Below are 25272 nucleotides of genomic sequence, written 5' to 3' on the forward strand. Positions count from 1 at the left end.
GAAATATTTCAGTTGCTCAAGTGGTCGTCCGGAATGTTCATCTCGATGCCCATGCGCTGCGCCTCACGCAGAATGTGCCGGCGCATTTCTGCACTGGCCTGGGCGCTGTTCTTGCTGCGAATCGCACGGACCACGGCCTCGTTTTCTTCCAGCCGTTCGGCCAGATGTTCCGGGGAGTTGCGCAGCACTTCGGCGCTTTGCTTGAGGGCGTTGCTGGTCTGCTGCACCACACTTTGAAAGATCGGATTCGAGGTCAGGGTGAACAGCTCTTCGTGGAACGCGATGTAGGCGCTGACCCCGGCTTCACTGTCGCCGGCTTCAAGCGCTTCGCGCATGTCCATCAGGGTCAGACGCAACTGGCCGACTTCCTTGCTGCTGATCGACTGCGCCACCAGGCCGACAATGAACGGTTCAAGGGTGTAGCGCAGTTGCAGCACGTCTTCGAGACTGGCACCGGCCACCGCGCTGTCGTGGCTCTGGCTGTCGCTGAGTTGCGCGTCGAGCACTACCACGCCTTTGCCCGGCATCGAGCGGACGAGGCCGAGGGTTTCCAGGACGATCACCGCTTCGCGCAGGCTTGGGCGGCTGATGCCCAGTTGTTCGGCCAGTTCGCGCTGGCCCGGCAACATGTCGCCGGTGCGCCACTGACCCCGGGCCAGTGCGGCGCGGAGTTTTTCTACGACTGAGTTGACGACGGTTGATGTGGTAATCACTTGTCTTGCTCCATGTGCCTGCGGGATCTGCCGCAGGCCAGATCGAAAGATCGCAGCCCAGCGGCAATCCCGGCAGGGTTGAAATCAGAACTCCTGCTGGTGCGCCGGAGTTGCTGTTTTACGCGGCTGAAAGGTGTAGCCCTGCTGACCGCTAAGTACTTTGTTCGCGCGTTGTACATCGATGTCTTTTTCCCAGCGGGCGATGGCCACGGTGGCGACGCAGTTGCCGATCAGGTTAGTCAGCGCGCGGCCGATGCCCATGAACCAGTCCACCGCCAGCACCAACACCAGACCGACCACCGGGATCGCCGGAATTGCCGTCAATGTCGCCGCGAGAATCACCAAGGCCGAACCGGGGATACCGTGGGCGCCTTTCGAGGTGATCAACGACACCAGCAGAATCGTCAGCAAATCAGTCATGGCCAAAGGCGTGCCGGTGGCGTTGGCGATGAAGACGATGGCCAGCGTCAGGTAGATCGAGAAACCGTCGAGGTTGAACGAATAGCCGGTGGGAATCACCAGCCCGACGGTCGAGCTGCCGATGCCGAGGTGTTCCAGTTTGCGCATGATCTGCGGCAACACCGCATCGGACGATGCCGTGCCCATGACGATCAGCAGTTCTTCGCGCAGGTACTTGAGCAGCGGCCACATACGCAGGCCGGACGCACGCATCACCAGGCCCAGAATCACGCTGACGAACGCGATGCAGGTCAGGTAGAACAAGCCGACCAGACTGCCCAGATGTTGCAGCGAATCGATGCCGTATTTGCTGGTGGTGAAGGCGATGGCGCCGAACACTCCAATTGGAGCCAGACGCACGATCATGCCCATGATCCGGAAGATCACATGGCTCAGTTCGTTGATCAGCCGCGAGATCCCGGATGCCGCTTCGCCAACCAGGTTCAACGCGCTGCCGAACAGTACCGAGAACAGCAGCACTTGCAGAATGTTGTTTTCGGCAAAGGCGCCGATCACCGACGTCGGGATCAGGTCCATCAGGAACTGCGTGGTGGTGTGCATGTGCTGGCCGCGCTCGGCCAGATCGCCCATGTCGGCGGTGGACAATTGCTCCAAGTGGATATTCGCGCCACTGCCGATGCCAGTGCTGAAGGCGAATACCAGGCCGATCACCAGGGCAATGGTGGTAAGCACTTCAAAATAGATAACCGACTTGAGGCCTATCCGGCCGACCTTCTTCAGATCGCCCGCGCCACTGATGCCGCTGACTACCACGCAGAACACGATCAGGCCGATAAGCATCTTGATCAGTTTGATGAAGCCGTCGCCGAGCGGTTTGAGCTGGGCGGAGTATTCCGGAAGGGTCAGCCCGCAGACGATGCCGAGCACCAGTCCGAGAACCACTTGGAGGAAGATTGAACGCGAGCACCATCTGAGCATGGGAGGAATCCTGGTCGGTGTCCTGGCTGCCGTACGCGGGGCGTATCAGATTCAGGACTTAATTATTGTGGTCTTACCGGTATGTCCAGTGCGGGTGCAGTCTACGCTCGGTTTTTTTGGAATGACAAGTGAAAATAGTGAAATTGGCATGACCGGTCTGACCAGTGGCCAAAGATCAAAAGATCGCAGCCTTCGGCAGCTCCTACACGGAAACGCGAATCCCAATGTAGGAGCTGCCGAAGGCTGCGATCTTTTGATCTTTCTTCAGGCGAAAAAAAACCGGCCAATCACTTGGCCGGTTTTTCATGCTGCGGTTTTAGCGTCGCAATTAAGCGCCGTATACCGGCAGTTTCTTGCAGATGGCTTTGACTTTCTCACGAACGGCGTCGATCACCGCTTCGTTATTCAGGTCAGCCAGGATGTCGCAGATCCAGCCGGCCAGCTCTTTGCACTCTGCTTCCTTGAAGCCACGAGTGGTCACAGCCGGAGTACCGAAGCGCAGGCCGGAAGTGACGAACGGCGAGCGTGGATCGTTAGGCACGGAGTTCTTGTTCACGGTGATGAACGCTTTGCCCAGAGCGGCGTCGGCGTCTTTACCGGAGATTTCCTGCTTGATCAGCGACAGCAGGAACAGATGGTTTTCAGTACCGCCGGAAACCACGTCGAAACCGCGCTCGATGAACACGCTGGCCATGGCCTGGGCGTTTTTCACCACTTGTTGCTGGTAAGTCTTGAACTCAGGCTGCAGCGCTTCCTTGAAGCAGATCGCTTTGGCGGCGATCACGTGCTCCAGCGGGCCACCCTGGGCGCCCGGGAATACGGCGGAGTTGAGCTTCTTCTCGATGTCGGCGTTGGCGCGAGCCAGGATCAGGCCGCCACGTGGACCGCGCAGGGTCTTGTGCGTGGTGGTGGTCACGACGTCAGCGAAAGGCACCGGGTTCGGGTAAACGCCAGCGGCAACCAGACCGGCTACGTGAGCCATGTCGACGAACAGGTAAGCGCCAACCTTGTCAGCGATTTCGCGGAAACGCGGGAAGTCGAGGATCTGCGAGTAGGCAGAGAAACCGGCCACGATCATTTTCGGCTTGTGCTCAACCGCCAGACGCTCGACTTCGTCGTAGTCGATCAGGCCGTTGGCGTCGATGCCGTACTGGATAGCGTTGTACAGCTTGCCCGAGGAGGAAACGCTGGCGCCGTGGGTCAGGTGACCACCGTGGGCCAGGCTCATGCCCAGAATGGTGTCACCGGCCGACAGCAATGCCAGGTAAACGGCGCTGTTGGCTTGCGAACCGGCGTGCGGCTGAACGTTGGCGTAATCGGCGCCGAACAGTTCTTTGGCGCGGTCGATGGCCAGTTGCTCAACGATATCGACGTACTCGCAACCACCGTAGTAGCGCTTGCCCGGATAACCTTCGGCGTATTTGTTGGTCAATACCGAGCCTTGAGCTTCCATCACCGCTGGGCTGGTGTAGTTTTCCGAAGCGATCAGCTCAATGTGCTCTTCCTGGCGCACGGCTTCTTGCTCCATGGCGGCAAAGAGATCGGCGTCGTACTTGGCAATAGTCAAATCACGGCTGAACATGGCGGTCCTCAAGGATCGGGGGCAGAAAAGGGGGGCATTCTAACCCAATGGGTTTTGGATGGCATATGAAACGACATCATGTCGCAGACAAGTGGCGTTCATGCGCAGATCGATGGTAATTGTGCCGGCCTCAAAAGATCGCAGCCTTCGGCAGCTCCTACAGTAATCGGAGCCAATCCCGAATACTGTGATCGACATCAATCCCTGTAGGAGCTGCCGCAGGCTGCGATCTTTTTTGCAACACCAAAAATTCTCAGTCGAACATGAACAGCGCATCATTGCTGAACTGCGCCTCAAACCGCCCCGCCGGCATCGGCCGCCCGAACAGATACCCCTGAACCTCATCGCAGCCATGCTCACGCAGGAAGTCCAGTTGTTCGTGGGTTTCCACGCCCTCGGCAATCACTGCCAGATTAAGGCTGTGAGCCATGGCGATGATCGCCCTGGCGATCTGCGCGTCTTGCTCGCCGGACGGCAGGCCATCAACGAACGTACGGTCGATTTTCAGCACGTCGATCGGGAACTGCTTGAGGTAGTTCAGCGATGAGTAACCGGTGCCGAAGTCATCGACCGCGATGCTCAGGCCGAGGTTTTTCAGGCCGGCGAGGATCTGCATCGCCTCGCTGACTTCGCGCATCAGGATGCTTTCGGTCAGTTCCAGCTCCAGACATGCCGGCGGCAGACCGGTTTCGCGCAGGATCGTGGCGATCCGCGTACCGAGCTGGCCGTCGGAGAACTGCCGCGCCGAGATGTTCACCGACACCTTCGGCACGCGCACACGGTTCTGGTGCCAGGTCTTGAGCTGGCGGCATGCCTCGCTGATCACCCAATCGCCGACATCGACCACCAGCCCGAGCTCTTCCAGTACCGGAATGAAATCTCCCGGCGGCACCAGTCCGCGCCGCGGATGACGCCAGCGCAGCAGGGCTTCGGCACCGGTCAGGCGTTTGCCGTCGCCGCTGAATTGCGGTTGGTAATACAGGACAAATTCGTCTTGTTCCAAGGCATGGCGCAGGTCGCTTTCCAGCTCCAGACGCTCCAGTGCACTGGCGTTCATGTCGGCCTGATAGAACTGGAAGTTGTTTTTGCCGCGCTCCTTGGCGTGGTACATCGCGGTGTCGGCGTTCTTCATCAACTGGCTGAGCTCGTTACCGTCCTGCGGGCTGAGAGCGATGCCGATACTTGCCGTCACAAAGAACTCACGACCTTCGAGCACGAACGGCCGCACCAGACTGGCGAGAATCTGCTCGGCGACATGAATCGCCCGGTTCAGCGCCAGTTCACGGTTGGAGCGATGTTGCAGCAACAGGGTGAATTCATCGCCGCCCATGCGCGCCACGGTGTCGTCATCGTCGACGCAGGCCAGCAGGCGTGTGGCCATGTCTTTCAACATGCGGTCGCCGGCCGCGTGGCCGAGGGAGTCGTTGATCGGTTTGAAACGGTCGAGGTCGAGGAACATCAGCACCACCCACGACTTCTGCCGCTCGGCCGATTGCAGCGCGGTGTGCAGACGATCCTGGAACAGCGTGCGGTTCGGCAGATGAGTCAGGGCGTCGTAGTAGGCGAGGCGGTGAATCCGCTGTTCGCTGGCCTTGCGCTCGCTGATGTCACTGAAGAAGCACACGTAACTGGCCAGATCGCCCTCGTCATCGAGCACCGCAGTGATGCCGACCCACGCCGGGTAATGCTCGCCGTTACGGCGCTTGAGCCAGACTTCGCCTTCCCACGTGCTGTGCTGATGCAATTGCTTGAGCACGTAACGCAGGTGTGCGTCCTGTTGTTCGTCGACGGTGAGCATGTTCGGCAACTGGTCGAGGACTTCGGCCACCGCGTAACCGCTGACCCGGCTGAAAGCTTCGTTGGCCTGGACGATATAACCGGCCGGGTCGGTGATCAGGATCGCCGAGGTCGAATGTTCGAAAACCGTGGCGGCCATGCGCAAGTCTTTTTCGGCGCGGCGCTGCTGGCTGATGTCGCGCCCCACGCCAAGCACGCCTTCGAACGCACCGTGCTCGTCCCACACCAGCACCAGGCGCAACTCGATCGGGATCTTGCGGCCGTCGGCGCGCAGGCAATCGAACAGGAACAGCTGCGTCTGCACCTGGTTGCGCAACAGCGCCAGTTGCTCGGGGTTGTCCAAAGCCTTGCTGACCCGATCCATCAGGGCATGGATGCCATTCAGTTGCTGCGGGTTGGCGATGGTCGATTGCCAGCCGTTCTGAAAAATCCAATCGACGTCGTAGCCCAGCACCGCCTGCACCGAAGGGCTGACGTAGTTCAGCGACAGCTTGCTGTCGGTGGAGAAGATCACGTCGCTGATGCTTTCGGCGAGCATGCGGTAGCGCTGCTCGCTGTCGCGCAGGGATTCGCTGGCCTCGATCTGCTCGGTGATGTCCTTGGCCACGCCGATGATCCGCGTGACCTGATCGTGCTTGTCGCGGGCCAGTGCCTGTTCACGGATATCGAAGCGCCGCCATTCGCCGTCGCGATGGCGGAAGCGCAACTGACATTGCAACAACTGGCTGTAACCGGCGTGGCGCTGCAACTGGCGCGAGCGATGGTAGTAGTCGGCATCTTCCGGGTGCAGCAGGATTTCCCAGAAGTACTCGCCCATCTGATGCAGTTCGCTGCGGTTGTAACCGAGTGTCTGGCCGAGGTGGTGGTTGCTGAAAATCATCCGCTGGCTGATTACGTCCTGCACGTACAGATGATCCGGCACGGTACGCACCACGTCCGACCAGAAACCTTCACGTTCCAGCAGTGACAGCTCGATCAGTTTGCGGCTGGTGATGTCATTGATGCTGAGGATCACTGCTTTGTAGTCATGCTGTTCGGTCGGCAGGCGCAGCACCATCCACAGATGCTGGTCGCGGCCATTGATGTCCGGCAGTTTGATTTCCAGTTCCAGCTGCTTTTGCTGTTGCAGCACGGCATCCAGAATCTGATTGCCGATCGCGCAGTGACGGTGCGGATGGCCATCGATCAGCAGTTGCCAGGCGTCGTCACAGGAATTGACGTTGAGCAGTTGCAGCGCCACCTGATTGACTTCGGTGACGCGCAATTCCTGGAGCAATTGCTGGCGCTGTTGCGGTTGATCGAGCCAGGCCTTGAGTTGATCGCTGGTCTGGATCTGCACCTTGTCGAAAAATTGCTTGAGACCGGACAGGTCGAGTACGCAGAGGGCCACGCCGGTGCCCTCGAAAATATCCTGATAACGGCGGCGACCCTCATGCAGCTGGCGCTGACGGCGGCGCATGTTCAGCAAAGCGATCACCGGCAGCATCGAGAAGGCCAGCCCCAGTAGGCATTTGCCGATGAACGCCGGCAGCAACTCTTCAAGTACACGTTGACGGTCGAACAGGCCGCGCAACTGCCAGTCGCTGCTGCTTAGCGGCACCGTGAGCACGGTGTTGGCCAGATCATCCGGGCTCAGTACGCCGGGCTTGGCCGACGACAGTGCTTCATCGCGGCTGATGATCTGATGGTTGAGACGGTTTTCCACCAGCCACAGTGGACGCAGGCCGGTTTCACTTTGTTTGGTCAGCGAGTCGAAGAAGGTCGGCGTCAGGCGCAAGACCCAGTAGCCGCGCGTGTTGCCGCTGGCCTGATGCAGCAGCAAATGCACCAGAGATCCGTCGTCCGCGTTGCTGAAGTAATGCGCCTGGGAGCGGCTTCGGCGCACCAGTTCAGTCAGGTAGACAGCGTCGGAACTGTCCGCTGCGCTGTCATTGATAATTCTGCCGGAAGGGCTGAGCAGCACCATGCTGCGCAGATCGGGCAACGATTGCTGGAGCTTGCGCAGCAACGCCTGCTGTTCGTCGGCTGACTGCGGCTGTTCGACGATCGGTAGCAGATTGAGCGCGATCTGCGCATTCAGCGCCATGTTCAGGCTGACCTGCGAAGCGAGGTCGGCGGTGTAATCGATGGTGTACTGGCGCTGGTTTTTCTGGGTTTCGCGCAACTGGTCGAGCAGTTGCCAGAACAGCAGCGCCAACAGCAAAAGCACGAGAGTTGCCAGCGCACCCTTTAATGTTCCGCGCAGGGGCGAGCCTGGCGCCGGTTGGGTGCTGCTCACAGAGGCTGGCGGAGTGACATTGGACAAGCTGAAATCCTGCGGTCTGGCTGGACTGGCGCGACGTGCACTATAAGCCGGACGCCCAGAGGGGGGCTAGCATGCCTTGAGTCGTGGCGAAGTGCCAGCCCCGCGCGGCTGGACTGCCTTCTATCATTAAGGTAGCTTTGCCGGTTACGCGGGAGCGTTCCAGCTCCTACAATCAGACTTTTTCTGCGCGCACGCATTGATGACTATCAAGTGAACGACGCGCATCGGTCTGGCCGGGCATCGCCTGCGCTCCAATCATTCATCTGTCACTGACCCAAGGTTCTCCATGGCTCAATACGTCTTCACCATGCATCGGCTGGGCAAGGTTGTTCCGCCGAAGCGGGAAATCCTCAAAAACATTTCGCTGTCCTTCTTCCCCGGCGCCAAGATCGGCGTGCTCGGCCTCAACGGTTCGGGTAAGTCCACGCTGCTGAAAATCATGGCTGGCGTCGACACCGAGTTCGAGGGCGAAGCCCGTCCGATGCCGGACCTGAACATCGGTTATCTGCCGCAAGAGCCGCAACTTGATCCGACCAAGACCGTGCGTGAAGTGGTCGAGGAAGCGGTCAGCGTGATCAAGAACGCCCAGGCGCGCCTGGACGAGGTCTACGCGGCTTATGCTGAAGAAGATGCCGACTTCGACAAACTGGCTGCCGAACAGGCCAAGCTCGAAGCGATCCTGCAAGCCAGCGACGGCCACAACCTGGACCGTCAACTGGAAGTCGCCGCCGACGCGCTGCGTCTGCCGGCCTGGGATGCCAAGGTCGAATTCCTCTCCGGTGGTGAAAAGCGTCGTGTGGCCCTGTGCCGTCTGCTGCTGTCCGCTCCGGACATGCTGCTGCTCGACGAACCAACCAACCACCTGGACGCTGACTCCGTGGCGTGGCTGGAGCACTTCCTGCACGACTTCCCGGGTACCGTGGTTGCGATCACGCACGACCGTTACTTCCTGGACAACGTTGCTGGCTGGATTCTGGAACTCGACCGCGGCGCGGGCATTCCATACGAAGGCAACTATTCGGGTTGGCTTGAAGCCAAGTCCGATCGTCTGGCTGCCGAATCCAAGCAGCAGTCGGCTCACGAAAAAGCCATGAAAGAAGAACTGGAGTGGGTGCGCAAAGGCGCCAAGGCCCGCCAGTCGAAATCCAAGGCTCGTCTGCAACGCTTCGAAGAAATGCAATCGCAGGAATTCCAGAAGCGTTCGGAAACCAACGAAATCTACATCCCGGCCGGTCCGCGTCTGGGCGACAAGGTCATCGAATTCAAGAACGTTTCCAAGGGCTACGGCGATCGCGTGTTGATCGATAACCTGTCGTTCTCGATGCCGAAGGGCGCCATTGTCGGCGTGATCGGCGGTAACGGTGCCGGTAAATCGACCCTGTTCCGCATGCTGATGGGCAAGGAAACACCGGATTCGGGCAGCATCGAAGTCGGCGAAACCGTGCAACTGGCGTGCGTCGATCAGAGCCGCGAAGACCTCGACGGCAGCAAGACCGTGTTCCAGCAGATCTCCGACGGTTCCGACCAGATCCGCATCGGCAACTACGAGATCCCGTCGCGTACCTACGTCGGTCGCTTCAACTTCAAGGGCGGCGATCAGCAGAAGTTCGTCAAGGACCTGTCCGGTGGTGAGCGCGGTCGCTTGCACCTGGCGCTGACTCTGAAAGAGGGCGGCAACGTCCTGCTGCTCGACGAACCGTCCAACGACCTCGACGTTGAAACCCTGCGTTCTCTGGAAGAAGCCCTGCTGGACTTCCCGGGCGCCGCCATTGTGATCTCTCACGATCGGTGGTTCCTTGACCGCGTCGCGACCCACATCCTGGCGTACGAAGACGACTCGCAAGCGATCTTCTTCGAAGGTAACTACACCGAGTACGAAGCCGACCGCAAAAAGCGCCTCGGCGAAGCGGCGGCCCAGCCACACCGGGTACGCCACAAAAAACTGGCCTGATTCGGGTTGGTTGCATGAAAAAGCGGAGCCTTCGGGCTCCGTTTTTTTTGCCAGCGTTTTTTCGGGGTACCGAGGTGGATTCATCGCTGGCAAGCCAGCTCCCACAGGATTTGTGATGTGCCCGGAATAGGTGAACACCGCTGAAACTGTGGGAGCTGGCTTGCCAGCGATGGCGGGTATAACTGTTGGTGCATAACTTGAACCTGATCTCACCATTCGGGTGCGTAACAGGCCAAAAAACAGTCTGATTTATATCCTGTGCACCATTTAATTTCATATCTGCGACATTTTGCGCTGTTCCTGTGCGCAATTCGTTTGCTACAGTCCGGCCCAATCTCTTCCAACGACAATAAATTTGCCGAGACTTTTCCCATGATCGAATCCGTCGAATCCTTCCTCGCACGCCTGAAACAACGCGACCCGGATCAACCCGAATTCCACCAGGCTGTCGAAGAAGTCCTGCGCAGTCTGTGGCCGTTTCTTGAGGCCAATCCGCATTACCTGACCACGGGGATTCTGGAGCGCATCTGTGAGCCGGAGCGGGCGGTGGTGTTTCGCGTGTCGTGGGTCGACGATCAGGGCAAGGTCCAGGTCAATCGTGGTTTCCGCATCCAGATGAACAGCGCAATCGGCCCGTACAAGGGCGGCTTGCGCTTCCATCCTTCGGTGAACATGGGCGTGCTGAAATTCCTCGCCTTCGAGCAGACTTTCAAAAACTCGCTCACCTCGTTGCCAATGGGCGGCGGCAAGGGCGGTTCGGACTTCGATCCGAAGGGCAAGAGCGACGCCGAAGTCATGCGGTTCTGCCAGGCGTTCATGAGCGAGTTGTATCGCCATATCGGCGCCGACGTTGACGTGCCGGCCGGCGACATCGGCGTCGGTGCGCGGGAGATCGGATTCCTGTTCGGTCAGTACAAGCGCCTGAGCAACCAGTTCACCAGCGTGCTGACCGGTAAGGGCATGACGTACGGCGGCAGCCTGATTCGCCCGGAAGCCACCGGTTTTGGCTGCGTGTATTTCGCTGAAGAGATGCTCAAGCGTCGCGAGCAGACCGTTGAAGGCAAACGCGTGGCGATCTCCGGTTCCGGCAACGTTGCGCAATACGCCGCGCGCAAGGTCATGGATCTGGGCGGCAAGGTGATTTCCCTGTCCGACTCCGAAGGCACGTTGTATTGCGAAACCGGGTTGAGCGAAGAACAGTGGCTGGCGCTGCTGGAACTGAAAAACGTCAAACGCGGACGGATCAGCGAATTGGCGGCAGCCTACAACCTGGAGTTCCGCGCCGGTCAGTTGCCGTGGTCGCTGGCCTGCGACATAGCGCTACCGTGCGCCACGCAAAACGAACTCGACGCCGAATCCGCCCGCCTGCTGCTGCGCAACGGCTGCGTGTGCGTGGCCGAAGGCGCAAACATGCCGACCACACTGGAGGCTGTGGATATCTTCATCGAGGCGGGGATTCTGTTCGCGCCGGGCAAGGCATCCAATGCGGGCGGCGTGGCCGTCAGCGGTCTGGAAATGTCGCAGAACGCCATGCGCCTGTTGTGGACGGCGGGCGAGGTGGACAGCAAGTTGCACGCGATCATGCAGTCGATCCACCACGCCTGTGTGCATTACGGCGAAGAGAACGGGCAGATCAACTACGTCAAAGGCGCGAACATCGCCGGCTTCGTCAAAGTCGCGGATGCGATGCTGGCTCAGGGTGTGGTCTGATTCGGTTCGATGCGAATCACTTCAATCATTTGATCGCCGGCGGGGCGCTGCCATAGCACCTCGTCGTTGAGCCGGGCTCCAAGCAGGGCCCGGCCCAGCGGTGAGCCCCAATTGATCAGGCCTTTGGCTGCGTCGGCCTGATCTTCACCGACCAGTTGCACGCGGCGTTCGGTGTCGTGTTCGTCGGCGTAGGTTACCCAACTGCCGATTTGCACTTTGTCGGTAGACGTCGCGGCGACGGCGACTTGTGCGCTGCCGAGGCGCTGATTGAAGTAACGCAAATCTCGTTCGAGATCGGCCTGGCGTTGTTTGTCAGCCTGTTCACCTTTTGCCGTTTGCTCGGCGTGCAAGGCTTGTAGCTCGGCGACTTTCGCCTGCAACTGTTGCAGACCTTGCTGTGTGACGTAATTGGGCTGCGCGCTGACCTGCCGTTCGACTGGCTGATCGGCTTGCGCGGCGGCGTTGTCTTCGTTGACGAAAGCACGGCTCATGGTGTCCTCCCCGTTAATGGGTTGGGCCATGCTTGCAGGCATTTGGTTTCATCGGATGTCTGCCAACGACCTATTGCGAGCGATAGGCCCGCGCGGCGCCCTGATCCTTCTGCTGCTGCCAGGCACGCTCGCGCTCGTCCCAGTGCTCGTTGCGATAGTCGTTGCGATCCTTGTTTTCCAGCATCGCCTGACACTGGCGAAAGCCGTCGGTCCAGCCCTCGGCGTATTGCTTGTCCTTGAGATAGCGCGGCACATTCTTGCGAAACTCGCCGCTGATCGATCCGGCGGCCTGTCGGCCGCTGACACAACCGTCATCAAAACCGTCGGCAAAGGCCGGTGGATAACCCTTGGCGATCAGATCTTCGTGAGTGGTCTGGCAACCGCTCAGCAATAGCAAAACACCCAGCGAAACCGCACACCGCCACATCGCACTCTCCCGAGCCGTCACACCGCTTATGGGGAAAGTCTAGAAGGGGATTCGTCGGGCGTTGGTGAAAGGCATGTGAGTAATTCGTTGAGCAGCGCATTTCCCTTGTAGGAGTGAGCCTGCTCGCGATAGCGGTGGGTCAGTCACTGTTGCTTTGACTGAACTACCGCTATCGCGAGCAGGCTCACTCCTACAGGGGGGATGTGTTCAGGATCAGTAGTGATACCACTTCACCTCAAGCATCACTTCAGTTTCAGGCGTCGCCACATGACTGAACTCCCGCTGCGCACTCAGGCGCAGACCGAGATTGCGTGACAACTCCCACTGCTGATTCAGGCTCAGGCTACGGCGCACTTCGCCATTGAAGAAATAATCACCCTTGGCTTCGAGGCTGAGATTGCCCAGCGGGTTTTTCCACAGCACGCCGGTATTGAAACCGCCAGCAGGAGAAACGAACTCGGCGAAGTCATTGTTGTGTTCGACACGCACCGTGCCGAGGGCAAAACCAAGCACGTCTTCACCCAATTGCCACGTACCGCCACCGCCGCCATTGACGTGGCTGACCAGGGTTTCGTCATCGTGCTTGCCCGGCACGCGCTCAAGCCCGCCAGTCACTTGCCACGACAATGGCTGCAGCAACTCGTTACGCGGTGTCAGCGAGCGAATGGTCGCCAGATCCAGTTGCTGGAACTGCCAGTGATTGCCTTCGTACTGGCGCAGCTTCATCTGCAGGATTTCGATTTGCGCACCGAGCGGGAAGCTCTCGGCGTTGTCGTTGAGGTCGTGATACGCCATGCGCAAGCCGTACTCGGCGAACGCACGGTCGCCGCGAGTACCGAGCCCGGCCTGCCAGGTGCGCGATTCGTGGCCATCCTCCGGCAAGCCAGGACGAGGGATCTCCAGCTCCGGCGCCGGGTTTTTGTTGATCGCCCGCAGCAGTTCAAAGCTGCGCTGCGCCCGTTGCGGATCACGTTCCTGGCCGTTGGCGCGGTAGCGCTCCAGCCGATACGCGGCGTCGATGATCAGCGCTTGCCGGGCGCGGGGCAGGGCCTTGAAAGTGGGCGCTTGCAACACCTGTTGATCGGCGCTGACTTGCAGCACCCATTGCTGTTCTTCGTCAGTCAACGGTTCGGCGCGGCTGAGCAATTCGCGTTCACGGGACGGGCGGTATTCGATGCTTTCCACCAGACCCGCTTCTTTAACGGCTTTGACCGTGTCGGTAGGGATTGCAGTCAGCGGGAATTGTTCGGTCAGGCGCAGGCTCGGCCGGGCCACTTGCAGCAGTTCGAGCAGACGGTAGGAGCAGTTTTCGTCGAAGAAGAAGTAGTCGAACTGGATCTGCTTCAACTCCCACACATGCTCGACCATGCGCGCGGTTTCTTCTTGCGTCAGGTTGAGCCGGTACTCCCACAGATCGCGGTTTTCCAGGCTGCGGTATTCGGAGAGTTTTTCCTGATACGGCACCAGCGCAAACAGCCCCGGATAGCCGCCCATCAAACCTTTCCAGGCGTAGAGAATGCTGTTGTCCGAACCTTCGATGTAGGCGCCGAAGTTGATCGCGTAACTGAGCAGCGAGGTCTTGTCGCTTTGCACGTCCGCCTGATCGATGCGCAGCAAGGTGTGGCCGAACATCGACGACGGGCTGTTGAGATACGCCGCCGGGAAGATCATCACCGCGCTGTGCGGCGAAACGTCCTTGAACCACTTTTTGTATTCGGCGCACGCCGGCGTCGGCAGATCGGTCAGGTTGAGCTGTGCTTTCAACCAGCGGGTGCGGGCCGGATAGACGCATTGTGCGTGCTGCTCACCAAGACTGGCCGGGGCGTACAACGCCTGCACGGTGGCGGCCAGCTCACGGTCGGGGTGTTCATTGCCATCGGGCGCGAGAAAGAATTTCCTGTCGCTGACATAGCTGCGCCAGCCACCGAGTTTGGCGGTTTCGTAATGACCGAGGGAAATCCAGAAGCGGTCGTTGGCCAGTTGCTGCAAACGTTGAGGATCGATGTTTGGCGCGGCGGACAGCGGGGCGCAGACACAGAGCGCCAGCCAGGCAAGGCGTTTGAGCATAAGTGGCAACTTAAGTCGAAAGAAAATAAAACCCGGATCGGGGTGTGATCACTCACCCTGTGGCGAGGGGATTTATCCCCGTTGGGCTGCGAAGCGGCCCCAGAACCTGTATCCCCAATGCATCAGATACACCGCATGCACAGGTTCCACGACTGCTTCGCAGCCGAACGGGGATAAATCCCCTCGCCACAGGTTCAGCGTCACAATTGACTGACGGCACTCAAAATAAAACCCGCTCCCCGAAGGAAGCGGGCGGGGTCGAGCTTAAGCCTGCGTTGCGTACTTGGCCAGACGTGCGTCTGATTTCAGCACGGACAGGGTGTTGGTATGCACGTCTTCAGCGGTCACGTCAGCCTTGCTGAAGATCTGCTGGAAGTGCTCGTGAGTCACAGCAGCGAAGTGCGCACGGTCTTCCGGCGCCACGCCCAGTACCACGGCATAGGTCGTCAGCGCTTCGCCGTTGCCCTTGGCCATGTCTTCAGACAGCTCGTTCATCATGCCATTCATGGCAAACCAGGATTTGCCGCCATAGGTCAGCGACGCGTTGGTCGAGCAACCGTTGGTGCCGGAGGTCATACCAAACGTGGCGTTACCGGAAGTGCCGTTGGTGGTGGATGCCAGGAAGTGAGCCGGGGTGCCACGCTGACCTTCGAACAGCATGTTGCCCCAACCGCAATCCGGGCCGCCTGGAGCTTGCGCCATTGCGTTGATGGATACAGCGGTGAAGAGAGTACCGAGAAGAATCCGTTTCATAGCTTTTATCTCTTTATGTGCATACCAATGGACAGGGTTCTGGCGCCTTACGGTGCCAGTGGGCCGGTATTAGTTCCAGCCGCGCAGTTTGGAGTTTAGGCACGTTCCTGGGGTTCCGTGAGTTTTTGCAAAATATTTGGAATAAACCCCGGTTTCAAGGGCGCGGGTCACGGGCCGGGCGTTTGTCTATGCTTTGTCACATGGCGCGCCTTGCCAGTGGGGTACGGGCAGCGCCAGAATGCCGCTATCTGCCCCGCCTGATTGTTAAGGAAGCCCGATGCCTGATCCTGTTGCTGCCAGCTTGCGTCTAGCGCCCGAAGCGCTGACCCGTCCGTTTTCCGCTGAACAGTTCAGCTTCACTACCACCAATGATCTGGAGCCCTTTCGCGGTGTGCTCGGCCAGGAACGTGCGGTCGAAGCCTTGCAGTTCGGTGTGGCCATGCCACGCCCCGGTTACAACGTTTTTGTCATGGGCGAGCCCGGCACCGGTCGCTTCTCGTTCGTCAAACGCTACCTGAAAGCCGAAGGCAAACGCCTGCAGACCCCGGCAGACTGGGTCTACGTGAATAATTTCGATGAACCGCGCGAACCGCGCGCACTGGAGTTGCCATCGGGCACGGCCGGCGCGTTCATCGGTGACATCAACGGCTTGATCGATAATCTGCTGGCGACTTTTCCGGCGGTCTTCGAACACCCGTCCTACCAGCAAAAGAAAAGCGCCATCGACCGCGCCTTCAACCAGCGCTACGACAAGGCCCTCGACATCATCGAGCGCCTGGCCCTGGAAAAAGACGTTGCCCTGTATCGCGACAGCAGCAACATCGCGTTCACGCCGATGCTCGACGGCAAGGCGCTGGATGAAGCTGAATTCGCCCAGTTGCCGGAAGCCGATCGCGAGCGTTTTCACGAAGACATTTCCGGTCTCGAAGAACGCCTGAACGAAGAACTCGCCAGCCTGCCGCAGTGGAAGCGTGAGTCGAACAATCAACTGCGTTCGCTCAATGAAGAAACCATCACCCTGGCCTTGCAGCCATTGCTGTCGCCGTTGTCCGAGAAGTATGCGGAGAACGCAGCGGTCTGCGGTTACCTGCAAGCGATGCAGGTGTACCTGCTGAAAACCGTGGTCGAGCAACTGGTCGACGACAGCAAGACCGACGCCGTCGCCCGCAAACTGCTGGAAGAGCAATACGCGCCGAGTCTGGTGGTCGGTCATCCGTCCAGCGGTGGCGCGCCCGTGGTTTTCGAGCCGCACCCGACGTACGAAAATCTGTTCGGTCGCATTGAATACACCACCGATCAGGGCGCGCTTTACACCACCTATCGCCAGTTGCGTCCGGGTGCCTTGCACCGCGCCAACGGTGGTTTCCTGATTCTTGAAGCGGAAAAAATGCTCAGCGAGCCGTTCGTATGGGATGCGCTCAAGCGCGCCCTGCAATCGCGCAAGCTGAAAATGGAATCGCCGCTGGGCGAGATGGGCCGCTTCGCCACCGTGACCCTCAACCCGCAGCACATTCCGTTGCAGGTCAAAGTCATCATCATCGGCGCGCGGTCGCTGTACTACACGCTGCAGGACCTTGATCCGGACTTCCAGGAGATGTTCCGCGTTCTGGTCGACTTCGACGAAGACATCCCGATGGTCGACGAGAGCCTGGAGCAATTTGCCCAGCTCCTGAAAACCCGTACTTCGGAAGAGGGCATGGCACCGCTGACGGCCGATGCGGTCGCGCGTCTGGCGACTTACAGCGCACGCCTGGCCGAACATCAAGGACGTTTGTCGGCGCGCATCGGTGATCTTTTCCAGCTGGTCAGCGAGGCGGATTTCATCCGGCATCTGGCCGGCGATGAGATGACCGATGCCGGTCACATCGAGCGAGCCCTGAAAGCCAAGGCCACTCGCACCGGACGTGTGTCGGCGCGGATTCTCGATGACATGCTCGCCGGGATCATCCTGATCGACACCGATGGCGCGGCGGTCGGCAAGTGCAACGGGCTGACCGTGCTTGAAGTCGGTGACTCGGCGTTCGGTGTGCCGGCGCGGATTTCCGCCACGGTGTACCCGGGCGGCAGCGGTATCGTCGACATCGAGCGTGAGGTCAATCTTGGCCAGCCGATCCACTCCAAAGGCGTGATGATCCTCACCGGGTATCTGGGCAGCCGTTACGCCCAGGAATTCCCGCTGGCGATTTCCGCGAGCATCGCACTGGAGCAATCCTACGGTTACGTCGACGGCGACAGTGCGTCGCTGGGCGAGGCGTGCACGCTGATTTCGGCGTTGTCGAAAACCCCGCTCAAGCAATGCTTCGCGATCACCGGTTCGATCAACCAGTTCGGTGAAGTGCAGGCGGTGGGCGGGGTCAACGAGAAGATCGAAGGCTTCTTCCGCCTCTGCGAAGCACGCGGCCTGACCGGCGAGCAAGGCGCGATCATCCCGCAGGCCAACGTCGCGACGTTGATGCTTGATGAGAAAGTGCTGGCGGCAGTGCGCGCAGGGCAATTCCACGTGTACGCGGTGCGTCAGGCCGACGAAGCGCTGAGCCTGCTGGCCGGTGAGCCGGCCGGTGAGCCGAATGCCGATGGTGAATTCCCGGAGGGCAGCATCAATGCGCGAGTGGTTGAACGCCTGCGCGATATTGCCGAGATGATCAGCGAAGAAGATCTGAAAGAAGCCGAGAAGGAGTTGGCGCAGGAGGCGTTGGTAGAAGCCAAACCGGCTTAACGCCCAACGCGGTCAAACTGTAGGAGTGAGCCTGCTCGCGATAGCGGTGTGTCAGTCGACAAAAATGTTGCCTGACACACCGCCATCGCGAGCAGGCTCACTCCTACATTTGTTTTGTGTCGATCTTCAGGGAAATCGCCACAACTCTGACGCCAATATTCACACAATGACCATTCGGCGCATTCTGGTTTCATAAAGCTTGCCCGGCGGACTTTTCTTCTATTCTCAGCTCAAGGATATCGACAGTATCACTGGATCGAGCCAGTCCTCCCGAGAGGGCTGAATACCGGCTTTACCGAGGGTCGCCGCCATGTCGCGCAACCTCTGCCTCACCCGTCAATGTCTGGGTCTCGTGACCCGTATCGAATGCGCCATCAAACCGTTGGCCGGCGATAACGGCATGTGGACACTGCTCTTCGCTGCCGGCATGGCCGGCGAACAACCTTCCGCCATCAAAGCCCAGGGTCCGTTCCACGGCCCGATTGCCGCTGAGTCGATTCTCGACACCATCGTTGAAAGTCTGACGTTGCACGGCTATGAGCTGGCCGACGACCCGCAGATCTGGAGCCTGCACCTGCAAGCCCAGCTTCGGCAGATCAACGGCGGGCGTGGCCGCAGCCTCAACTGACACGCGCCCCTGTAGGAGCTGCCGCAGGCTGCGATCTTTTGACTTTGCTTTTCAAGGAGCAGTCTCAGCTACTTGCGCCTTGTCGAGTTTGACCTCAAAACCATATTGCACGGTGGCGAGGTTGGTTCGCTGATAGGTTTCCACGTGGGTTGGACGGCCATAGAAGTAGTGCACGCCAGACAGCGCCGGGCCTTCTGCGCTCGCATCGTGGCTGACCGAGAGAATCTGCTTGAGGTATTTGCCGCTGTCGTCCTTGACGAAGAATCGCCATTCATCGGCTCGGAACAGCTTCAAGTCGACCACCAGCGTGTTGTTCCTGATCTCCAGACCTTTGGGCAAAGACTTGGCGTCATAGGTTTTTTTCTCGACCGATGCGAGAAACAGCGGCATTGAGCCGACGGCAATCGCCGGCGTATCCGGAAACAGGTTCAAATCGTAGGTGATCGTCGCGTTCAGTGGATCGACCTGATAAGCCTCGGGCGGTAGCTCGATCGGTTCATCGAGTTTGCCGCTGCGCTTTTCGGTGAAGAACGTCACCGGGCTGACCCCGGGGTTGAAGTCGTCACCGAGCAGTTCGTCGTTGAAGGTGCGGCGGTGAGAAAACTCGATGCGCGCAGCGCTCGAGTCCTCCACCGATTGTTGAATACGGATACCGGCCTTCAACTGATCCTCGGTCAGGCTCGCGCCTTTGAGCCAGTTCGCGGCCAGATCGTCATACACCACAATCGGCAAGTCCAATGGCTGGACAGTTTTTTCCACGGTGTGCGGGTTGAAGGTGCGAATCGGCAGATCCAGTGCCTTGCGTGTCACGGTTGCCGAGGAAAAATCCAGCAGGCTGACTTCCAGTGTCTCGATCGGGCCGTTGAAGTAGACCTTGTTGTAGCGGCGCGGGTGTTGTTGCTCGAACGCCAGTTGGTCGTCACTGAGCTGCTTTTCCAGCGCGTCGCTCCAGGTTTTCTGCTGTTGCAGATGCGTCAGTTGTTTTTCGTAGAAAGTAACCTGCTCCGGACTTTCGTTGATCGAACCGGCACGCACCAGGTATTGACCACTGCCGTCGCGCGCCTGAACAATCAGCGGATTGAGCTGGGCGTCAGCGACTTCCGGGGCCAGCGGCAGGTTGTTGCTGAATTCGACTTCGGCGTAGTTCTTTTCAAGCTTGAGCAGTTTGACGCTGAGATTGTCGTTGGTACGGGTCTGGCCGACATCTTTCTGCGTCAGGTCGAAACTGTATAGGCGGCGCGGCGCGATGACTTCGACCTGGCCTTGCAGGCTCACCGGTTGCGGCAGGTTTTTCTTGTCGACGTCCAGGCCATCGATGAACGGGTAGGTCACGGTCAGGTCATCGGGGTTGGTGACGTTGGAGCTGGATGGGCTGAGCTGAATGCCCGGATCGGTTTCCGACCATTCCGGCTGATAAGCAATGACGCGCTTGTTACTTAGCGTCACCGATTGCCACTCCACGCCATGCGGGAACAGGAAGCCGCCGGGAATGTTCAGGTTAAACGGGAAAACCGGTTGCAAGTCGATGAGGTAATCGGAGCTGGAATCTTTGTGCAGCACAAACAGACCATTGATGAAGGTATCGACCAGCGCCTGCGGGGTAGGGTAGTGCTTGAGCACGCCAAGGGCGTCTTCGCCATATTCGGTTTTTGCCGGATTGCTGTCGAGCTTGAGCTGCGCGCGTTCGAGTAACAGCAGCGAACCGCCGAGTTCGGTGACGGCGTCCTTGAGCTTCGGATCGGTGATGGCGTCCAGTGACTGTTCGAATTTTGCGGTTTTTTCTTCAAGGCTGACCGTGTGCTTTTCGTCACCTTGCGAGCAACCGCCAAGGAGCAGGGTGAAGCAAATTCCGGCAATCGTTATCGGCAATCGCACATCCATTTCCACTTTTCCTGTCCGCTTTCGCTGGGCCGTCAATGGTTTGGACACTAGCAGAAAAAAATGCCGCACACGTGCGCCGGTAGCGGATTTTCAGGCTGTTTCTGGCTGTCACAGCGGGCTGGTATACTCGCCCCCCATTACAACCCCCCTTGTGTGAGATTCAATGGAACGCTTTATCGAAAATGCAATGTATGCCACGCGCTGGCTGCTGGCGCCGATCTACATCGGGCTGTCCCTCGGGCTCCTGGCGTTGGCACTGAAATTTTTCCAGGAAGTTTTCCACATCCTCCCCAACGTCTTCTCGATGGCCGAGTCGGACCTGATTCTGGTCCTGCTGTCGCTGATCGACATGGCGCTGGTCGGCGGCCTGCTGGTGATGGTGATGATTTCCGGTTACGAGAATTTCGTCTCGCAGCTGGACATCGACGAGGGCAAAGAGAAGCTCAGCTGGCTGGGCACCATGGACTCCTCGTCGCTGAAGATGAAAGTGGCGGCTTCGATCGTGGCGATTTCCTCGATCCACTTGCTGCGCATTTTCATGGACGCCAAGAACGTCGATCCCGAGCACCTGATGTGGTACGTGATCATCCACATGACGTTTGTGATTTCGGCATTTGCCATGGGTTACCTGGATAAGCTCACCAAGCACTGATCATTCTTTGATCGCTGCAAACCCGCCCGTCTGTTGCGAAACAGACGGGCGGTGTCGTTTTTGGCTTGTGCTTTTTTGCCCGCAGGCATATCCCTGTAGACCTACTGGCTCGCCACTGCGTGAGGTGTGTTCATGAACCTGCAAGAGTTGAACGCGTACGCCATCGCCGGCAAGGTCGATGAGCTGAACCTGATCTCCATGGAAGGCGGCATTTACCTGCTCGAAGCGCGTATGCGTGGGGCGGCGTATCCGCTCAGCAACCCTCAAGGGCAGATGTTGACGCTACGCTCGGTCGAACATGCCCGTGATGTGTTGCATACCTTTCCGGTATTGCCGTTCAACCTCGTACACACCTCGGTACATGATGAAATGTGTGGCCTCGGCGCCAGTGGCGAGGAAAGTCTGAAAGTGCCGCTCGCCTGGCGTTCCGCGCTGTAGCCCCGTCGCCCCAAACGGCAGGGCATCTGTGCTAGTCTGCTCGCCCTTTTGGTTCCGGGCGCGCCGGGACGCGCTGTGTACGCACGGCACGTCTGTTGGCCGTCCGCACAGCGGAGCAGTGTCATGTCCGAAGTAAATCTGTCCACCGACGAAACTCGCGTCAGCTACGGTATCGGCCGTCAGCTGGGTGACCAGCTGCGCGACAACCCGCCACCGGGTGTCAGCCTTGACGCTATTCTGGCCGGTCTGACCGACGCTTTCGCCGGTAAGGAAAGCCGTGTAGGTCAGGAAGAAATGTCCGCCAGCTTCAAAGTGATCCGCGAGATCATGCAAGCCGAAGCGGCTGCCAAGGCTGAAGCTGCAGCAGGCGAAGGTCTGGCATTCCTGGCTGAAAACGCCAAGCGTGACGGCATCACCACTCTGGCTTCCGGCCTGCAATTCGAAGTGCTGACCCAGGGCGAAGGCGCCAAGCCAAGCCGTGAAGATCAAGTGCGTACTCACTACCACGGCACCCTGATCGACGGCACTGTGTTCGACAGCTCCTACGAGCGTGGCCAGCCAGCAGAATTCCCGGTTGGCGGCGTAATCGCCGGCTGGACCGAAGCCCTGCAACTGATGAATGCCGGCAGCAAATGGCGCCTGTACGTGCCGAGCGAACTGGCTTACGGCGCTCAAGGCGTCGGCAGCATCCCGCCGCACAGCGTTCTGGTATTCGACGTCGAGCTGCTGGACGTTCTGTAAGACCTGGCCTGTCTGCATGACAGGCTAATGTGGAAGCCAGCCTGCTGGCGATAGGGTCGACACCGGTTTTTGTTCAAGACCGCGTTGATGCCATCACCAGCAAGCTGGCTCCCACAGTTTTTTCCGTGACTCTCATAGTTCTATCTTGTGATGCAGTTCATTGGTCGGGCGCAAGGCCCGGGCGTAGCAAAACAGGAACAGATTGCGCACCAGCTCCTTGAGCACCAGCGGTTCGCTGGAATTCAGGCTGCTGACATCCAGATCACCCTGATCCTGCAGCTCATGCAAGGCTTCTTCTTCAAGCACCGCACAGACTTCCCCGGTTTCCCGATGCAGGATTCTGAGGTACGGGTGTGGGCGATCCAGCCAGGCGTCGATCAAATAAGTCATGGTTCTCATCTCCATTGAAAGGGTTTCAATGAGAATAATTCTTATTCATCAAATAGCAAGCGCCTATTGGCGGATTGCAGATTTTTCAGGGTAAAGATTGCGTAAGGTCAAAACGGCTGGCGCTTGGCTATCGCGTGGATGTGCTGAGGGAAACAGGGGAGGGCGGAGCTCCATCCCACGGCGGGCGCGGGATGGATGACAGCAGAATCAGACTTTTCTGACGAACTCGGATTTGAGCTTCATCGGGCCGATGCCGTCGATCTTGCAGTCGATGTCGTGGTCGCCATCGCACAAGCGGATGTTCTTGACCTTGGTGCCGACCTTGACTACCAGCGACGTGCCTTTGACCTTGAGGTCCTTGATCACGGTGATGGTGTCGCCGTCCTGCAGGACGTTGCCGACCGAATCTTTCTTCACGGCGTCATCGGAGGCTGCTTCGGCTTCGCCATTGGCAGACCACTCGTGGGCGCACTCCGGGCACACCAGTTGAGTGCCGTCTTCGTAGCTGTATTCGGAATTGCATTTCGGGCAGGGTGGCAACGTGCTCACTAGGGCTCCTTGAGAGGGGATCGCTAAAAGTCGCACATTGTATAGGGTTTCTCGGCTGCTGGCGCCAAAAGCAAAAAATCGCAGCCTCAACAGCTCTGTAGGAGCTGCCGAAGGCTGCGATCTTTCGATCTGTTTTCAGCGATTTCAGTGTGTACGGGCGACCGCAAACTCACTCAATTCAACCAGTGCATCACGGTATTCGCTGGCCGGCAGCGCTTCGAGGCACTTGATCGCGCGGGCCACGTAATCGCGGGCCAGTTGCGCGGTGTACTCAAGCGAACCGGAAGCTTCCACGGCGATGCGGATGCTTTCAAGGTCTTCGATCCCGCCTTTCTGGATCGCCTGGCGCACCAGTGCAGCCTGTTCAGGCGTGCCTTCGCGCATGGTGTAGATCAGCGGCAGGGTCGGCTTGCCTTCGGCCAGATCGTCACCGACGTTCTTGCCCAGGGTTTCTGCGTCGCCCTTGTAGTCGAGCAGATCGTCGACCAACTGGAATGCCACGCCCAGGTGATCGCCAAAGGTGCGCAGGGCTTCGCTCTGCTCGGCGGTCGCACCGGCCAGCGCGGCGGCGCTGTGGGTCGAGGCTTCGAAAAGCATCGCGGTCTTGCCGCGGATGACTTCCATGTAGGTTTCTTCGGTGGTGCTGGCGTCGCGGACCTTGGACAGTTGCAGCACTTCGCCTTCAGCGATGATGCGCGTGGCCTGCGAGAGGATCTTCATCACCGGCATCGAGCCCAGTTCGACCATCATTTCGAACGAGCGCGAGTACAGGAAATCGCCCACCAGCACACTTGGCGCGTTGCCCCACATGGCGTTGGCAGTCGAACGGCCACGGCGCATGCCGGACATGTCGACTACGTCGTCATGCAGCAAAGTCGCGGTGTGCAGGAATTCGATGGTGGCAGCGAGCAGGCGCATGTCATCACCTTCGCGACCCAAGGCCTTGCCACACAGCAACACTAATAAAGGACGCAGGCGTTTGCCGCCGGCCGAGGTGATGTAATCGCCGATTTTCGATACCAGCGGCACTCGGGAAGTCAGCTGCTTCTTGATGATGCCGTCGACGGCGCTAAAATCGTCCGCCACCGCGCGGTAGAAAGCTTGGGGTTGCATCAGCGAGAGTCGCTCCAGAAGGGTTGCGCGGCATGCTAGGACCCCCGTCCAGACCTGTCAAGGCGCGATGGACGGCTACTTGCAAGCCTGCGTTAGCTTGCGTACAATCGCGCACCCTGAACTTCCTGGGCAGCACCTGCCTTACGCAATTGCTAGCGGGCCTTCCAGCCCCATGCAGCCATGCCAGCCAATACCTCTTCTTATAAAGAGCTGGGTGAGCAGGATTATCGGAGAAACACCATGTCTTATGCAGTAATCGTTACTGGCGGCAAGCAGTACAAAGTCGCCCCAGGTGAATACCTGAAGATCGAAAAACTGGAAATCGCTACCGGCGAATCCGTTACCTTTGATCGCGTTCTGTTGGTTGCCAATGGCGACGACGTAAACATCGGCGCCCCAGTTGTTGCTGGCGCTACTGTTGTGGCTGAAGTGATCTCCCAAGGTCGTCACGATAAAATCCGCATCATCAAGTTCCGTCGTCGTAAGCACCACATGAAGCGTATGGGCCACCGCCAGTGGTACACCGAGATCAAAATCACCGGTATTCAGGCTTAATTTCAGCCTAATTCCTCACTAGGAGAATTGAACTCATGGCACACAAAAAAGCTGGTGGTAGTACCCGTAACGGTCGCGACTCAGAAGCCAAACGCCTTGGCGTGAAGATGTATGGCGGCCAGAAGATCATTCCGGGCAACATCATCGTGCGTCAGCGCGGCACCCAATTCCACGCTGGTTACGGCGTTGGCATGGGTAAAGATCACACCCTCTTCGCGAAAATCGAAGGCGTGATCAAGTTTGAAGTAAAAGGCGCGTTCAACCGCCGTTACGTGAGCGTTGTCGCGGCTTAATCGCGAGATCGCTGGAAGAGCCCTGTCTTGCGACGGGGCTTTTTCGTTTGTGGGGTGAGTCTCTTGCAAAACTGTTTGTATGGGCTGTCGGCGTGCGATACAGGTCGTGTTTTGGGGTCGCT

21 protein-coding genes are annotated in these 25272 nt (G+C 58.9%); 9 read left to right on the forward strand and 12 right to left on the reverse strand.

Annotated features, from left to right (window positions below):
* Nucleotides 1–8 precede the first annotated feature (8 nt).
* From ICA16_RS24735 to morA, 4 genes are all read right to left on the reverse strand, one after another.
* Nucleotides 9–713 carry a FadR/GntR family transcriptional regulator gene (locus ICA16_RS24735; RefSeq protein ID WP_150602182.1) on the reverse strand — a complete coding sequence of 235 codons (705 nt, stop codon included), beginning with the start codon at nt 711–713 and terminating at the stop codon, nt 9–11.
* Between the two features lie 84 nt (nt 714–797).
* Nucleotides 798–2111 carry a C4-dicarboxylate transporter DctA gene (locus ICA16_RS24740; protein WP_150602183.1) on the reverse strand — a complete coding sequence of 438 codons (1314 nt, stop codon included), beginning with the start codon at nt 2109–2111 and terminating at the stop codon, nt 798–800.
* Between the two features lie 328 nt (nt 2112–2439).
* Nucleotides 2440–3693, reverse strand: coding sequence for a serine hydroxymethyltransferase (gene glyA, locus ICA16_RS24745; protein ID WP_150597084.1), 1254 nt, complete (start codon nt 3691–3693; stop codon nt 2440–2442).
* A 253-nt stretch (nt 3694–3946) separates the two neighbouring features.
* Entirely contained in the window at nt 3947–7795 is a 3849-nt protein-coding gene (morA, locus tag ICA16_RS24750) for a sensor domain-containing protein (RefSeq protein WP_210701843.1), read from the reverse strand.
* A 286-nt stretch (nt 7796–8081) separates the two neighbouring features.
* Between morA and ettA the strand changes: the two genes are divergently transcribed.
* On the forward strand, nt 8082–9746 hold the full coding sequence (ettA, locus tag ICA16_RS24755; RefSeq protein ID WP_042561164.1) for an energy-dependent translational throttle protein EttA: 1665 nt from the start codon (nt 8082–8084) through the stop codon (nt 9744–9746).
* Nucleotides 9747–10118: 372 nt separating this feature from the next.
* A complete protein-coding gene (gene gdhA / locus ICA16_RS24760) occupies nt 10119–11456 on the forward strand; it encodes an NADP-specific glutamate dehydrogenase (protein ID WP_210701844.1) in 1338 nt (445 codons plus the stop codon).
* Here gdhA and ICA16_RS24765 read toward each other — a convergent pair.
* The 4 genes from ICA16_RS24765 to ICA16_RS24780 all read right to left on the reverse strand — a co-directional run bounded on the left by ICA16_RS24765 (nt 11441) and on the right by ICA16_RS24780 (nt 15194).
* Nucleotides 11441–11947: a GreA/GreB family elongation factor gene (locus tag ICA16_RS24765; protein WP_047303327.1), complete on the reverse strand. Its 507-nt coding sequence runs from the start codon at nt 11945–11947 to the stop codon at nt 11441–11443. The genes gdhA and ICA16_RS24765 overlap by 16 nt on opposite strands.
* A gap of 70 nt (nt 11948–12017) precedes the next feature.
* Complete coding sequence (locus ICA16_RS24770) at nt 12018–12374, reverse strand: hypothetical protein (protein ID WP_210554891.1); 357 nt, start codon at nt 12372–12374, stop codon at nt 12018–12020.
* 213 nt (nt 12375–12587) lie between these two features.
* Nucleotides 12588–14441: an Lnb N-terminal periplasmic domain-containing protein gene (locus tag ICA16_RS24775; RefSeq protein ID WP_210701845.1), complete on the reverse strand. Its 1854-nt coding sequence runs from the start codon at nt 14439–14441 to the stop codon at nt 12588–12590.
* A gap of 264 nt (nt 14442–14705) precedes the next feature.
* The gene (locus ICA16_RS24780) at nt 14706–15194 is read right to left on the reverse strand and encodes a DUF3015 domain-containing protein (protein ID WP_150595302.1); all 489 of its coding nucleotides are present in this window, start codon (nt 15192–15194) and stop codon (nt 14706–14708) included.
* A gap of 277 nt (nt 15195–15471) precedes the next feature.
* Here ICA16_RS24780 and ICA16_RS24785 point away from each other — a divergent pair, with 277 nt between their 5' ends.
* Both ICA16_RS24785 and ICA16_RS24790 read left to right on the forward strand, forming a co-directional pair.
* Nucleotides 15472–17910, forward strand: a complete 2439-nt coding sequence (locus ICA16_RS24785) for a Lon protease family protein (RefSeq protein ID WP_150602188.1) — start codon at nt 15472–15474, stop codon at nt 17908–17910.
* A 310-nt stretch (nt 17911–18220) separates the two neighbouring features.
* The gene (locus tag ICA16_RS24790) at nt 18221–18538 is read left to right on the forward strand and encodes a PA4575 family protein (protein WP_150602189.1); all 318 of its coding nucleotides are present in this window, start codon (nt 18221–18223) and stop codon (nt 18536–18538) included.
* Between the two features lie 51 nt (nt 18539–18589).
* Here the strand turns inward: ICA16_RS24790 and ICA16_RS24795 are convergent, their stop codons facing one another.
* On the reverse strand, nt 18590–20419 hold the full coding sequence (locus ICA16_RS24795; RefSeq protein ID WP_210701846.1) for a hypothetical protein: 1830 nt from the start codon (nt 20417–20419) through the stop codon (nt 18590–18592).
* Between the two features lie 163 nt (nt 20420–20582).
* Between ICA16_RS24795 and ICA16_RS24800 the strand changes: the two genes are divergently transcribed.
* The 3 genes from ICA16_RS24800 (at nt 20583) to ICA16_RS24810 (ending at nt 22250) form a co-directional block, all read left to right on the forward strand.
* A complete protein-coding gene (locus tag ICA16_RS24800) occupies nt 20583–21071 on the forward strand; it encodes a TIGR00645 family protein (RefSeq protein ID WP_042561155.1) in 489 nt (162 codons plus the stop codon).
* 132 nt (nt 21072–21203) lie between these two features.
* Nucleotides 21204–21509, forward strand: a complete 306-nt coding sequence (locus ICA16_RS24805; RefSeq protein WP_150617356.1) for a DUF6482 family protein — start codon at nt 21204–21206, stop codon at nt 21507–21509.
* 123 nt (nt 21510–21632) lie between these two features.
* Nucleotides 21633–22250: a BamJ family beta-barrel-assembly machinery protein gene (locus ICA16_RS24810; protein WP_042561153.1), complete on the forward strand. Its 618-nt coding sequence runs from the start codon at nt 21633–21635 to the stop codon at nt 22248–22250.
* A gap of 132 nt (nt 22251–22382) precedes the next feature.
* On the opposite strand, the gene ICA16_RS24815 is transcribed toward ICA16_RS24810, so the two are convergent.
* The 3 genes from ICA16_RS24815 to ICA16_RS24825 all read right to left on the reverse strand — a co-directional run bounded on the left by ICA16_RS24815 (nt 22383) and on the right by ICA16_RS24825 (nt 24302).
* Entirely contained in the window at nt 22383–22640 is a 258-nt protein-coding gene (locus ICA16_RS24815) for a PA4570 family protein (RefSeq protein WP_150602192.1), read from the reverse strand.
* 207 nt (nt 22641–22847) lie between these two features.
* Nucleotides 22848–23189: a zinc ribbon domain-containing protein YjdM gene (locus tag ICA16_RS24820; protein WP_042561151.1), complete on the reverse strand. Its 342-nt coding sequence runs from the start codon at nt 23187–23189 to the stop codon at nt 22848–22850.
* A gap of 144 nt (nt 23190–23333) precedes the next feature.
* Nucleotides 23334–24302 (reverse strand): polyprenyl synthetase family protein, encoded by a 969-nt coding sequence (locus ICA16_RS24825; protein ID WP_007909817.1) that lies wholly within the window; start codon nt 24300–24302, stop codon nt 23334–23336.
* Nucleotides 24303–24542: 240 nt separating this feature from the next.
* Here ICA16_RS24825 and rplU point away from each other — a divergent pair, with 240 nt between their 5' ends.
* Together rplU and rpmA are read left to right on the forward strand one after the other, a co-directional pair.
* Nucleotides 24543–24857, forward strand: coding sequence for a 50S ribosomal protein L21 (rplU, locus tag ICA16_RS24830; protein ID WP_003230856.1), 315 nt, complete (start codon nt 24543–24545; stop codon nt 24855–24857).
* 35 nt (nt 24858–24892) lie between these two features.
* Complete coding sequence (rpmA, locus tag ICA16_RS24835; protein WP_003176049.1) at nt 24893–25150, forward strand: 50S ribosomal protein L27; 258 nt, start codon at nt 24893–24895, stop codon at nt 25148–25150.
* Nucleotides 25151–25272 lie beyond the last annotated feature (122 nt).

This window comes from Pseudomonas anatoliensis, assembly GCF_017976235.1.
GTDB classification, from domain to species: domain Bacteria; phylum Pseudomonadota; class Gammaproteobacteria; order Pseudomonadales; family Pseudomonadaceae; genus Aquipseudomonas; species Aquipseudomonas anatoliensis.

Excerpts from the sequence above, each read along its gene's own strand:
- ettA (WP_042561164.1), top strand. The coding sequence starts at position 8,082 with ATGGCTCAATACGTCTTCACCATGCATCGGCTGGGCAAGGTTGTTCCG.
- ICA16_RS24780 (WP_150595302.1), bottom strand. The coding sequence starts at position 15,194 with ATGAAACGGATTCTTCTCGGTACTCTCTTCACCGCTGTATCCATCAAC.
- ICA16_RS24795 (WP_210701846.1), bottom strand. The coding sequence starts at position 20,419 with ATGGATGTGCGATTGCCGATAACGATTGCCGGAATTTGCTTCACCCTG.
- ICA16_RS24805 (WP_150617356.1), top strand. The coding sequence starts at position 21,204 with ATGAACCTGCAAGAGTTGAACGCGTACGCCATCGCCGGCAAGGTCGAT.
- ICA16_RS24800 (WP_042561155.1), top strand. The coding sequence starts at position 20,583 with ATGGAACGCTTTATCGAAAATGCAATGTATGCCACGCGCTGGCTGCTG.
- ICA16_RS24770 (WP_210554891.1), bottom strand. The coding sequence starts at position 12,374 with ATGTGGCGGTGTGCGGTTTCGCTGGGTGTTTTGCTATTGCTGAGCGGT.
- rpmA (WP_003176049.1), top strand. The coding sequence starts at position 24,893 with ATGGCACACAAAAAAGCTGGTGGTAGTACCCGTAACGGTCGCGACTCA.
- ICA16_RS24785 (WP_150602188.1), top strand. The coding sequence starts at position 15,472 with ATGCCTGATCCTGTTGCTGCCAGCTTGCGTCTAGCGCCCGAAGCGCTG.
- glyA (WP_150597084.1), bottom strand. The coding sequence starts at position 3,693 with ATGTTCAGCCGTGATTTGACTATTGCCAAGTACGACGCCGATCTCTTT.
- gdhA (WP_210701844.1), top strand. The coding sequence starts at position 10,119 with ATGATCGAATCCGTCGAATCCTTCCTCGCACGCCTGAAACAACGCGAC.
- ICA16_RS24790 (WP_150602189.1), top strand. The coding sequence starts at position 18,221 with ATGTCGCGCAACCTCTGCCTCACCCGTCAATGTCTGGGTCTCGTGACC.
- ICA16_RS24815 (WP_150602192.1), bottom strand. The coding sequence starts at position 22,640 with ATGACTTATTTGATCGACGCCTGGCTGGATCGCCCACACCCGTACCTC.
- ICA16_RS24825 (WP_007909817.1), bottom strand. The coding sequence starts at position 24,302 with ATGCAACCCCAAGCTTTCTACCGCGCGGTGGCGGACGATTTTAGCGCC.
- ICA16_RS24810 (WP_042561153.1), top strand. The coding sequence starts at position 21,633 with ATGTCCGAAGTAAATCTGTCCACCGACGAAACTCGCGTCAGCTACGGT.
- rplU (WP_003230856.1), top strand. The coding sequence starts at position 24,543 with ATGTCTTATGCAGTAATCGTTACTGGCGGCAAGCAGTACAAAGTCGCC.
- ICA16_RS24765 (WP_047303327.1), bottom strand. The coding sequence starts at position 11,947 with ATGAGCCGTGCTTTCGTCAACGAAGACAACGCCGCCGCGCAAGCCGAT.
- ICA16_RS24740 (WP_150602183.1), bottom strand. The coding sequence starts at position 2,111 with ATGCTCAGATGGTGCTCGCGTTCAATCTTCCTCCAAGTGGTTCTCGGA.
- ICA16_RS24775 (WP_210701845.1), bottom strand. The coding sequence starts at position 14,441 with ATGCTCAAACGCCTTGCCTGGCTGGCGCTCTGTGTCTGCGCCCCGCTG.